Source organism: Streptomyces ziwulingensis, from assembly GCF_039542605.1.
Classification (GTDB): Bacteria; Actinomycetota; Actinomycetes; order Streptomycetales; family Streptomycetaceae; genus Streptomyces; species Streptomyces ziwulingensis.
Genome location: NZ_BAABIG010000087.1, coordinates 70,974 through 82,612 on the forward strand (window position 1 = coordinate 70,974; position 11,639 = coordinate 82,612).

Here is an 11,639-nt window from a genome sequence, read left to right on the forward strand (position 1 = left end):
CTCACAGCGTGGCTGATGCCGACGGCTCCAGCGGGATCGACCCCTGGAACGTCACCCTCTTGCGGTCGACGGAGGCCCAGCTCAACGTGGGCGTCCCGGCGATGTCCCGGACGTCCGCCGTCACCGCGGTGCGGCCGCCGGACGTGATGATCTCCAGGCTGTCCGGGCAGCCCAGTTCCTGCGCCACCCGCCAGGGCACGGTGCCGGGAATCCGGATGGCCGAACCGAGGCACACCGCACCGGTCAGCGCGATGGTCGGGTGCCACGAGGGCACCGAGATGGCCCGCGCGGCGATCCGGCCCGCCTCGACCGGGAGCAGGGCCGCGATCTTGGGAAACGCCCCGCCGGGCGGCCAGCCCAGATGGTCCGTCACCGCGGCGCGGATCCGGGCGAGGGTGTCGAACAGCTCCTCGCCGCCGGCGAACAGCGCGTCGGGGTCCTTGATTCCCACCGTGCGCGCGTCCAGGAAGGCGTAGGCGTTCCCGGACGACACGAGCGACACCTCGTGCAGCTCGCCGTCGACCGCCACCATGGTCCGCGGCTCGCCCGTGATCAGCAGATCCGTCACCGGAATCGCCTTCGTGCGGACGAAGTGGACGGTGAACTGCGCCGCGCCGCGGTCGACGGCGTCGACCTCGCACACCACGCTGTCGCCGTTGTTGAGGACCCGCACCCGGACCCTGGCGCCGACCGAGAGCCGGGGCAGCATGCCCATCCGCTCGGCCACGACGGCCGAGGACAGGATCGAGTGCCCGCACGAGCCCCGCAGGTCGAACGCGTCCACCGACCCCGGCAGCGCCTGCACGAAGCGGTACTCCAGATCGAACATGGGATGCCGGGAAGGACGCACCAGCGCGATCTTGAGCACATGCCCGTTGCCGGTGGCGTCGAGGTGACGCCGTACGGCGGCCAAATGTTCCAGCAGGCCGCTCTCGGTCTCGGGTACCGTGTCCGCGTCGAGTACGAGCGTGGGGCAGGGGCTGCCGGTCGCGTACGCCAGATGCGCGATCATGCCGGCACCTTGACGCCGACGGGTCTCGCGGCCCCCTGGAACTGGTCCTGCCACACCTCGTACGTCATCAGCGCCCAGAGGGTCAGCGCCGTGGTGTCGTCGGGCCGCAGCCGCTGCGCCTCGAAGAGGGCGTCCACCGCGTTCGGGTCGAGGCGGCCGGCGGCACGCAGCCGGCTGGTCGCGAGGGTGTCGCGTGCCATCTGCCACAGCGGTGACCCGGGCGTGAGCATGGCCGTCACCGGAAGCGTGAACGGCTGCTTCACCCGCTTGTGCACCGCCTCGGGGACCAGGCCGGCGGCCGCGCCGTACAGCGTCCGTTTGACCTGGTCACCGTCGATCCTGAGCCGGTCCGGCAGCGCCCGGCCGAGCGAGGTGACGCTGCGCTGGCAGAACGGCAGCCGCGACTCGACCGAGTGCGCCATGCTGAGGTGATCGACCCTGCGCAGGTGGTAGGCGGGCAGCCGGTAGGTGAGTTCGAAGTCGGTGACGCGTTCGAGCACCGTGCCCTCGCCGCCGTGCAGCCGGCCGAGCGCCTCCGCGGGGATCGCCGGGACGCCCTCGACCAGCAGCCGGTAGTCGTCGGTGTAGAGCGAGTGCCGCCGGTCGGCCGGGACGACCGCCAGCGCGTCGAGGTAGCGGCCGTACCACTCGGTGCCGTACGGGGCGGCCTCGTGTGCCGCCCGCATCCGGGCGTAGCCGCCGAACACCTCGTCCGCCGCGTCCCCGGTGAGCGCGACCTTGAACCCGGCCTCGCGCACCGCGGCGAACAGGGCGTAGGTGCTCACGGTGATCGGGTCGGCGTTGGGCTGGCCGAGGTGCCAGACCACGTCCTCGATCAGGTCGGGCAGCGTGGCCGGATCCAGCTCGACCTGGTGGTAGACGGCGCCCGCGTGCTCGGCGGCCTGCCGGGCGAAGTGCCGTTCCTCGAACGGCCAGGTGCCCCGATAGGCGATGTTGAACGAATGCACGGGTCCGTGCTCCGCCGCGAGGGCGGTCACCAGGCTGGAGTCGAGGCCGCCCGAGGTGATCACGGCGACCGGGACATCGGCGACCAGGAGCCGTCCGACCTCCGTGCGCAGACTGTCGCGCACCAGTTCCGCGGCCTTGTCGGCGTCACCGAGCACCGGTGCGGCAGCGGGCGTGCGACGGATCGCCTCGGGCACCTCGCCCAGCGCGCACCGCAGCGTGGTCGCGGCCGGCAGGACCTTGATCTCCTCGAACATGGTCTGCTCGCCGAACGGCGTCTTGCTCGCCAGGTACGCGTCGAGCCCGGGGTTCCAGAGCGTCTTGCCGAGCCCCTCGAAGGCCAGCAGGGCGGGGATCTCGGACGAGTAGCGCAGCGACCGGTCCACCGGATCCCACCGGTAGTAGAGCGGCTTCATCCCCATGTCGTCGGTGACCAGCAGCAGTTTCGGCCGCTCGCGCAGATCCAGCAGGGCGATGGAGTACATGCCGTCGAGCAGGTCGGTGAACCGCTCGCCGTACTCCTCGTACAGTGCCGGGATGATCGCCCCGTCGCAGCGGTCGGCGAACGTGTGGCCGCGCTGCCGCAACCGGGCCCGCAGGGCGTCGTGGTTGTAGATCTCGCCGTTGAACACGGCCGAGATCCGGCCCTCGATCTCGTACGGCTGACTGCCGCCGTCGAGGTCGATGATCGCGAGCCGGTTGCTGCCCAGACCCCAGCCGGGGGCCCGGGACATGCCCGTGCGGTCCGGCCCACCGTGCCGTTGCAGCGCGCCGACCGTCTTCATCTCGTTCGGTGACGCGCTCGCGTTGAAATAGCCGTAGATACGGCACATGCTGATTTTTCCTTCCCCATGACCGTGGTGCGGACGCGGTCCGGTCGGCTAGTCCGAGGCCAGGGACAGATAGCGCTCCCCGGTATCGGGAAAAACGGTGACGATCGTCGAACCCGCCCAGCGCTCGCGCCGGCTCAGCACCCGGCAGGCGTGCGCCGCGGCCCCGGCGGAGACACCGGCGAGCAGGCCGGTGGACCGGGAGATCTCCCGTCGTGTGGCCGCCGCCGCCTCGTCGGGGACGGCGACGACCTCGTCGATCACACTGAGGTCGGTGAGGTCCGACACGTAGCCCGCCCCGATGCCGGGAATCCCGTGCGGACCCGCCTCCCCGCCGGAGAGCACCGCCGAGCGCTCGGGTTCGACGGCGACCACGTGCACGTTCCCGCGCTCCTTGAGGTAGCGGGCCACGCCGGTCAGGGTGCCGCCGGTCCCCACCCCGCACACGAAGACGTCGATCCGCCCGGCGCAGGTCTCCCACAGCTCCGGTCCGGTCGTCTCGTAGTGTGCCTGGACATTGGCCGGGTTGCGGTCCTGGTGGGGCAGCCAGGAGCCCGGGGTCTCCCGGTGCAGTTCCTCGGCGTACTTCCAGGCGGGCAGCAGCCCTTCCTCGTGCGGCACCAGGACGATCTCCGCGCCGAGTTCGCGCAGGATCTGGTGGCGCTCCGCGGTCGCGTTGTCCGGCAGGACGATGACGCACCGGTGACCGCGCACCGCGCACAGTGCCGCCAGGGAGATACCGGTGCTGCCCGACGAGCACTCGATGACCGTGCCGCCCCGGGCGGGCAGCAGCCCGGTCCGCTCCGCCTCGCGCAGCATGTAGAGGACCGCACGGTCCTTCACGTTGAGGAGCGGGTTGAACATCTCCAGCTTGGCCAGCAGCCGGACCCCGTCGGGAACCCCGGCGAGGCGCACCTCCATCGTCGGCGTGCGGCCCACCAGCTCCTCCAGGGAGCGGACCGGCGGCGAAGGAGTCTCGGTCATCGCGGTTCCCGGTCCGTCGCGCCGCCGGGGGCGGACGCTCGGGTCCCGAGGGCGGCCGCCAGGTGAGTGGCCGCCGCCTCCCGCAGGTGGGTGATGTCGCTCGACACCGTGGCGAAGGTGAATCCCTCGTCCAGCCGGCGGGCGGCCGTGGCGCCGTCCAGGCAGTGGATGCCGCACGCGATGCCCGCCTCGGCGGCGGCCTCGGTGATCTCCTTCAACGCCTGTTCCAGGCGCTCCTGTACGCCCGGATCGCCGAAGTACGCGGCCCCCAGCGCGACGGACAGGTCCGCCGGGCCGACGTACACCGCGTCCAGATACGGCGTGGCGCAGATGGCCGCCAGGTTCTCCATCGCGGCAGCGGTCTCGATCATCGTGACGCAGGCCACCGCGTCGTCCAGCTCACCGGGAACGGAACCGAGCCGGAGCTCCGCCCGCACCGGGCCGCCCAGACTGCGGGTGCCCACCGGCCAGTGCCGGCAGGCGCGGGCGGCGATCGCCGCCTCCTCGGCGGTCTCGACCATGGGGACGATCACCGCGCGGGCACCCGAGTCCAGGGCCGCCCCGATGGCGATCGGGTCGACCGACGGGACGCGGATGACCCCCGCCGAAAGCCCCATGGCGTCCACGGCGAGCATCGCGGAGTGCCAGCCCGGCTGAGGAACGCCGTGCTGGCCGTCGACGCCGATGTAGTCGTAGCCGACGCCGGCGATGCGCTCGGTGCCGACCGGGTTGTCGCACGCGATCCAGTAGCCGATGAGCCGCTCCCGGCCGCGCAGCCGGGCGACGAAGGTGCCCGGATCACGCCGGTCGGCTGTCACTGGTCCTCCTCGATGGCGTAACTGCTCTTGCCGTCCAGGCCCACGGGCACGTCACCGGTGATCGACACCCGGTTCAGCACCCGCTTGTGGCCGTCGTAGTCGTTGACCGCGAAGTGCTGCGTGTTGCGGTTGTCGAAGATCAGTACGTCGCCGGGCCGCCAGGTCCACCGCGCCACGTTCTCCGGCCGGTGCACATAGGACTGGAGCACGTCGATGATCGGGCGCGACTCCCGCAGCGTCAGGCCGACCAGGCGCTGGGCGAAACCGCCGAGGAACAGCGACGGCTCACCGGACTCCGGATGCACCCGCACCACGGGGTGCGCGGCCTCGAACCGCTTGGCGAGGAACGCCTTGCGCGTCACCTCACCGCGTTCGGTGCCGAGCCGGGGCTGCTCGGCGTGGTTGGTGTGCACGGCCCACAGCTTGTCGGCGATCTCCCGCAGCTCCGCCGGGAGTTGCTTGTAGGCGGCCTCGCCGTTGGCGACCATGGTGTCGCCGCCGTAGGGCGGCAGGACGACGCTGCGCAGCGTCGTCCCCATGGACGGGGCCGGAGTGAAGCTGATGTCGGTGTGCCAGTGGTCCGCCCGCTGGTCCTCACCGTCGACCGCGATCACCTGGGGTTTGCCCTCCACGGTGCGCATCATGGGGTGCTTCTGCGTCAGCGGGCCGAAACGGCCGGCGAAGGCCAACTGCTCGTCGTCCGTGATCTCCTGGTCCCGGAAGAAGAGCACCTTGTGATCGAGGAGCGCCTGGTGGACCTGGGAGAAGACCGTTTCCGAGAGCTCCGTGCTCAGATCGGCGCCGATCACCTCGGCACCGATACGGCCACCTATTCTGCGTATCTCCAACGACACGTTCATTCCCTTCATCAGGCGTGACTCGAAGAACTCCGGGAGGCGGGCGGGTGACGGCGTGCCGGCCCGCCCGGCAGGACGGTTCGGCGGTCCGTCGCCGAGCAGGGGTGGGTCAGGAGGCCGGGTCGGTGAACGTGGCCGGCCGAACGGCCCGGAGTTCTCCCCCGGAGAGGAACAACGCCGCCGACCCGCCCCGCTGAGTACCGTTCACAGTGCTCGGCCTCCGTGTTCACACCGGCCGATCCATGACGATACTTCCGCCACTTGTGCCTCACTCGAATCTCGGCAGTGCGGCACTTGAGGCGTTATCGGACACCGCCCAAAAGGGGAAAGATGCCGACAATCCGCCCGAGGGTATTCGTCACAGCCCAGCGCGCCCCGAAGGCGTGGTGTCCTTCGGGGCGCGCTGGGCTGCGGGGCGCGGTGGCAGGGGCTCCGGTTCAGGCGTCGTAGCCGCCGTGGGCTCGCGAACTGCGCGAGGCCGGGCTCGTGGAGCCGCGGCCGGCCTGCGCCGCTTCCTCCGTGCTCCAGCCGCTCATCCCGTGATGTAGCGGCTCGGCACCTCCTCGTCGCCGGCCGTGTCCAGGTCGCCGGTCGCGTCCAGGGCCGGCAGGACGAAGTTGACGATCGTGAGCTGGTGCCCGCAGTGGGGGCAGGAGTGCTCGGTGCCCAGGGGCGGCAGCGGCGTCGCGGCGACGGTGACGGTGTCGGCCGCGACCGGCTCGGCCGGGCCCGCCGAGGAGATCCGGCTGCCGTGCGTCCGCTCCCAGAGTGCGCGGCACGCGGCGGTGCAGAAGCGCGAGTCGGGGCGGCCCCGGCGGCGGGCCGCCGGGACGAACTCGTCGCCGCAGGTGGCGCAGGGACTGGTTGCGTGGGCCATCGGGCCTCCCGGGACGGAGTGGGGGGTGGCTGTCCGTCGCTCAGTGAAGCGCGCCGACGGTTACGGCGGCGGAACACCCGCCCTCAGCCCGCCGCAACCGGCCTCTTCTCCGCCGAGTTGGCCGAGATGGTGCAGGCCCAGGGGCTGTTACCTCGCTGCAACCCCCTCGATGGGAGCATCGGGCGCCGGGGGGAGAGCAATTGTGTTTACGGGGCCTTCGCTGTCGATGCGCCGGCGCCGCTTATCGGCGCGGAATCGCATCCTTGCCCGACCGAACGGTCGGAGAGCGGGCGAATGGCCGAGGAAATCCAGAAGCCAAAGCAGAATGACCAATTCCGGCTTCCGTGTCCACCGCGGCCTGCCCACACGGGAGAAATGCGGATCGTCTCATATGGTGGATGGCCTGACGAAGTCCGCGCGCTGGACTGCCTGTTGCTGTTAGAGTAGAACAAGCCAGGACAGAGAATGTTGACTCTTGTTCGCCTGGAAGCTTGTTCGAAAAGGCGGGAGGCCGCGCGGTCCGGCTCCACGCCCAGGCGGACCCCATATTTGTGAGCGCGTGATGTCGGTGAACGTCACCTCGGCCAATTGTGGCGTTCCTGATTGATCAATTCGTGCAGCAGAATCGGTGTGGCTGTCATACGTCGCCCGACCTGCGATTTCATGAGGAAGGCGTTGGCCGAGCGAACGGAGATGTGGGTGCGACGGGGGAGTACCGATGTCAGGATCTTGGACGTCGACATTCGATCATTATCGGCGGAAGGTTCACCGAGAAACGCGGGCGAAAACCCGGACCATGTGGCGGCGCTCGCGGAATTGGACGTTCCGCTGCCGCCCATCATCGTGCACCGTGACTCGATGCGGGTGATCGACGGAGTGCACCGGCTGCGGGCCGCCCAGCTCCGCGGCCACGACTCCATCGCGGTGACCTTCTACGACGGCACCGAGGCGGACGCCTTCGTGCTCGCCGTGGAGTCCAACGTGCGGCACGGGCTGCCGCTGTCGCTGCCGGACCGTAAACGGGCCGCCGCGCGGATCATCACCACGCATCCGCAGTGGTCGGACCGGAAGATCGCCTCCGTGGCCGGCCTCTCGCCCGGCACGGTGGCCGAGGTACGCCGGTCGGCGACGGTCGGCGTCCCGGGGGACATCGCCCGGATCGGCCGGGACGGCCGGGTGCGTCCCGTCGACATCACCGAAGGACGCAGACGGGCCGGCCAGCTCATAGCGGAGAACCCGAGCCTCTCGCTGCGTCAGATAGCCCGGGGCGCCGGCATATCGCCGGAGACCGCCAGGGACGTGCGCAATCGCCTCAGCCGAGGCGAGGAACCCCTCCTCCCGGCACGTCCGCGAGGTGTCCGGCCCCGGCCGGGCGAAGAGCTGCTGAAGGTCGTGCCGCAGACGGGCCGCGCTGAGATCCGGCGCGCCGCGGCCGCCGAGACCGCCCTGCGGGAAGGGCTCTCGGCGGTCAACCGTCTCAAGGCGGACCCCGCGCTCCGGCTCAACGAGACGGGGCGCCTCCTGCTGCGGCTGCTCAGCGTGCACATGCTCCCCCCGGACGAGTGGAAAGGCATCACCGACACCGTCCCGCCGTACTGGAGCGGCACCGTGGCCCATCTGGCGCGGGAGTGTGCGCACATCTGGGAGGAGGTCGCCACCCGAGTGGAGAAGAACACCGCCCAGGGGAATGCCCAGGGAAATAGTGTGGCGGCCGCTCCGGCCGACACCTCGGCCTGTCCGACCGTGTGACTTCGACTGCCTGTCCCACCGTATGAGTTCACCGGTCCGTCCGACCGGTCTGTCCAACCGTGCGATACGAACGGTTGGACGCCGGCGCCGCTGACCTCTCCCGGCTGAGCGGAATCCTTTCGGCCGGGCGGCATTGCCTCACGCCGCCCGGCCGAATCAGCATGCCCGCACAAACGCCGCGACGTACTTCCGCACACCGGGCGCACGCCATTCACGCGGGGCACTTCCGGGACACTTCCTCGCGCGCCGCACGCGCCCTAATCCCGTCCCGTGCGCCTTCTTCCGCTGTCCAAGCGGCATACCCGGTACCCGAAAGACACAACGGACGCGCGTGGTTGGCCGGAAAACAGACAGGTATCGTCGCCATCCGGATCGCCGGACGGGATTGTGCCCGAGAGGCTCCCTCCCATTCACGGCAGATGCTCCTCCGAATACCTACAGCAGGAGGTCCCCGTCGACATGCTGATCACTCAGACTCCCGGTGGGGTCGTGATGAAGGGCGGCGAAGACGCGGCGCCCTCCAAGATCAGGCCGGGAACAGCGCGGCGGGTACTCGCCTTTGTCCGGCCGCACCGCGCGACGGTGCTGGCCCTCGTCCTCGTGACACTCGTCGATTCCCTCATCATCGTCGCGACCCCGCTGTTGCTGCGGGAGATCATCGACGGCGGAATCATGAAGGACGACGGCCGGCTCGTCGTCGTCCTGGCGCTGCTCGTCGCGGCCCTCGGCCTGGCCGGCTCGGTGACCCAGCTCGCGCAGAGCGCCCTGTCCGGCCGCATCGGCCAGGGAGTCAGCTACGACCTGCGCGTCCGGTCCTTCCACCACGTACAGCGCATGCCCCTGGCCTTCTTCACCCGCACCCAGACCGGTGCTCTCTCCAGCCGGCTCAGCACCGACGTGGTCATGGCCCAGCAGGCCCTCACCACCTTGCTGCTGTCGGCGACCGGAGCCCTCACCGTGCTGCTGGTGCTCGGCGAGATGTTCTACCTCTCCTGGCTCGTCAGCCTGATCGCCCTCGTACTGCTGCCGGTGTTCTTCCTGCCCTGGCTCTACATCGGCCGCCGGCTGCAGGCGCATTCCAGGAAGCAGATGGAACTGCACGCCGACCTCAGCGGAACGATCCACGAGCGTTTCAACGTGCAGGGCGCCATGCTGGCCAAACTGTTCGGCCGCCCGGCGCAGGAACTCGCCGAGTACCGGGGCCAGGCGGAGAAGGTGCGCGAAGTAGGCGTCCGGCTGACCGTCTTCAGCCGCCTCGCCTTCATCCTCATGGCCCTGCTCACCGCGCTCACCACCGCCCTCGTCTACGGCGTCGGCGGCGGACTCGTCCTCGACGGGGTCCTCGGACTCGGCACCCTGGTGGCACTGGCCACCCTGCTGGGCCGGCTGTTCGGCCCCATCACCCAGCTCGCCAGCATGCAGGCCAACGCCCTGACGGTGCTGATCAGCTTCGACCGGATCTTCGAACTGCTCGACATGGAACCGCTCATCGAGGAACGCCCGGACGCCGTCGCGCTCGCCCGGCCCGGCGGGGGCAACGCGCCCGAGATCCGCTTCGAGCAGGTGTCGTTCGCCTACCCCCGCCCCGAGGAGGTCTCCCTGCCTTCCCTGGAGACCCACCAGGCCCCGGGCGGCGAGCGGGACAGGACCGCGCCGGAGGTACTGCACGAACTGGACTTCGGTGTCGCCCCCGGCACCCTCACCGCACTCGTCGGCCCGTCCGGCGCCGGCAAGACCACCATCACCCACCTGGTGTCCCGGCTGTACGACGTGACCTCGGGCACCGTCCGCATCGACGGCGAGGACGTCCGCGACCTCACGTTCGACTCGCTGCGCGCCGCCGTCGGCGTCGTCACCCAGGACGCGTACCTCTTCCACGACACCATCCGCGCCAACCTCGCCTACGCCCGCCCCGAGGCCGGCGAGGCGGAAGTGATCGAGGCGTGTGAGCAGGCCCGCATCTGGGACCTGATCAGTTCCCTGCCCGACGGGCTCGACACGGTCGTCGGCGACCGCGGCTTCCGGCTCTCCGGCGGGGAGAAGCAGCGCCTGGCCGTCGCCCGGGTCCTGTTGAAGGCACCGTCGATCGTGGTGCTCGACGAGGCCACCGCCCACCTGGACTCCGACTCCGAGGCCGCCGTGCAGCGCGCCCTCAAGACGGCCCTGAACAGCCGTACCTCCCTGGTGATCGCGCACCGGCTCTCCACCGTCCGTGAGGCCGACCAGATCCTGGTCATCGACGAGGGCCGCGTCCGCGAACGCGGCACCCACGAGGAACTCCTCGCCGCCGGCGGCCTCTACACCCATCTCTACAACACCCAGTTCAGCAAGTCCGGGACACTGCCCCCGCCGCGCGGCAACGGCCACCGCGAGCCGGTCCCGCCGCAGGGCCCGTCAGGCCCGGGCCCCGGGGGCCCGAAGATCCGGACGCGGGGCGGCGGGATGCCTGGCGGAATGCCCGGCGGGATGCCCGGCGGGATGCCCGGAGGAGGAATGCCGGGCGGTGGCATGCCGGGCGGTGGCATGCGGGGCCCACGGGTGCGGGGTGACGGCTCCCCCTGATCGGTATCAGCAGCCCGGGAAGCGGTCGTCAGTCGAAGGGGGAGACATGAACGGCACGTCGGTCGCGGCACCTGTCTCGGTGCTGGAGTTGTTCCGGGTGCGGGTGGCGCAGTCGCCGGGTGCGGTGGCTGTGGTCGAGGGTGCGGGTGCGGTGTCGTACGGGGAGTTGGACGCGGCGTCGGATCGGGTGGCGTCGTATTTGCGTGGGCGTGGGGTGGGCCGGGGTGACCGGGNCTGGAGGACGCGGCGCCGGTGGTGACCGTCGACGCGGTCGACGTGGGCATGGGGGCCGACGGCGAGGTGCCCTCGGTTCCGGTTCCGGTTCCGGTTCCGGCTCCGGTTCCCGTCCCGGTGGACGGGGACGATCTGGCGTATGTGATGTACACGTCGGGGTCGACGGGGACGCCGAAGGGTGTGGCCGTGCCGCACGGGAGTGTGGCGGCGCTGGCCGGGGATGCCGGGTGGGGTGTGGGGCCGGGAGACACCGTGTTGTTCCACGCGCCGCACGCGTTCGACATCTCGCTGTTCGAAGTGTGGGTGCCGCTGGCGGCGGGTGCGCGGGTCGTCGTCGCGGACTCCGGGGTGGCCGTCGACGCGGCGGCCGTGCGCGAGCACCTCGCGGCCGGGGTGACCCATGTGCATGTGACCGCCGGTCTGTTCCGGGTGCTGGCGGAGGAGGCTCCCGAGTGCTTCAGAGGCGCGAGTGAAGTCCTGACCGGCGGTGACGTCGTACCCCTGCGGGCGGTGGAGCGGGTGCGGGCGGCCTGCCCGGAGGTGCGGATACGGCACCTGTACGGCCCCACCGAATCCGCCCTGTGCGCCACCTGGCACCTCATCGAACCGGACGACGGCCCCGCGCCCGCACTGCCGCTCGGCGCCCCGCTCACCGGCCGTCACGTCCACGTGCTCGACGACTCGCTCCGCCCCGTCGGTTCCGGCGAGACAGGTGAGTTGTATGTGGCGGGTGCGGGGTTGGCGCGTGGG

At 70.8% G+C, this 11,639-nt stretch carries 10 protein-coding genes; 4 read left to right on the plus strand and 6 right to left on the minus strand.

Annotated elements, in window-relative coordinates; translation table 11 throughout:
- Nucleotide 1 precedes the first annotated feature (1 nt).
- The 6 genes from ABEB00_RS32885 to ABEB00_RS32910 form a co-directional block, all read right to left on the minus strand.
- Nucleotides 2–1,012 carry a PrpF domain-containing protein gene (locus ABEB00_RS32885; protein WP_345624356.1) on the minus strand — a complete coding sequence of 337 codons (1,011 nt, stop codon included), beginning with the start codon at nucleotides 1,010–1,012 and terminating at the stop codon, nucleotides 2–4.
- On the minus strand, nucleotides 1,009–2,811 hold the full coding sequence (gene asnB / locus ABEB00_RS32890) for an asparagine synthase (glutamine-hydrolyzing) (protein WP_345624357.1): 1,803 nt from the start codon (nucleotides 2,809–2,811) through the stop codon (nucleotides 1,009–1,011). The genes ABEB00_RS32885 and asnB overlap by 4 nt, the downstream gene beginning before the upstream one ends.
- 48 nt (nucleotides 2,812–2,859) lie before the next feature.
- Nucleotides 2,860–3,792, minus strand: a complete 933-nt coding sequence (locus ABEB00_RS32895) for a PLP-dependent cysteine synthase family protein (RefSeq protein WP_345624358.1) — start codon at nucleotides 3,790–3,792, stop codon at nucleotides 2,860–2,862.
- Nucleotides 3,789–4,610 (minus strand): HpcH/HpaI aldolase family protein, encoded by an 822-nt coding sequence (locus ABEB00_RS32900; RefSeq protein ID WP_345624359.1) that lies wholly within the window; start codon nucleotides 4,608–4,610, stop codon nucleotides 3,789–3,791. Before ABEB00_RS32900 ends, ABEB00_RS32895 begins: the two co-directional genes overlap by 4 nt.
- On the minus strand, nucleotides 4,607–5,464 hold the full coding sequence (locus ABEB00_RS32905) for a TauD/TfdA dioxygenase family protein (protein WP_345624360.1): 858 nt from the start codon (nucleotides 5,462–5,464) through the stop codon (nucleotides 4,607–4,609). Before ABEB00_RS32905 ends, ABEB00_RS32900 begins: the two co-directional genes overlap by 4 nt.
- Before the next feature lie 535 nt (nucleotides 5,465–5,999).
- Nucleotides 6,000–6,344, minus strand: a complete 345-nt coding sequence (locus ABEB00_RS32910) for a hypothetical protein (RefSeq protein WP_345624361.1) — start codon at nucleotides 6,342–6,344, stop codon at nucleotides 6,000–6,002.
- Between the two features lie 858 nt (nucleotides 6,345–7,202).
- Between ABEB00_RS32910 and ABEB00_RS32915 the strand changes: the two genes are divergently transcribed.
- From ABEB00_RS32915 to ABEB00_RS32930, 4 genes are all read left to right on the plus strand, one after another.
- The gene (locus ABEB00_RS32915) at nucleotides 7,203–8,093 is read left to right on the plus strand and encodes a hypothetical protein (protein ID WP_345624362.1); all 891 of its coding nucleotides are present in this window, start codon (nucleotides 7,203–7,205) and stop codon (nucleotides 8,091–8,093) included.
- A gap of 459 nt (nucleotides 8,094–8,552) precedes the next feature.
- Complete coding sequence (locus ABEB00_RS32920) at nucleotides 8,553–10,655, plus strand: ABC transporter ATP-binding protein (protein WP_345624363.1); 2,103 nt, start codon at nucleotides 8,553–8,555, stop codon at nucleotides 10,653–10,655.
- A 46-nt stretch (nucleotides 10,656–10,701) separates the two neighbouring features.
- Nucleotides 10,702–10,914, plus strand: a complete 213-nt coding sequence (locus ABEB00_RS32925) for an AMP-binding protein (protein ID WP_345624364.1) — start codon at nucleotides 10,702–10,704, stop codon at nucleotides 10,912–10,914.
- A partial coding sequence (locus ABEB00_RS32930; protein ID WP_345624365.1) for an AMP-binding protein occupies nucleotides 10,908–11,639 on the plus strand: 732 nt, incomplete at its 3' end. The genes ABEB00_RS32925 and ABEB00_RS32930, both read left to right, overlap by 7 nt.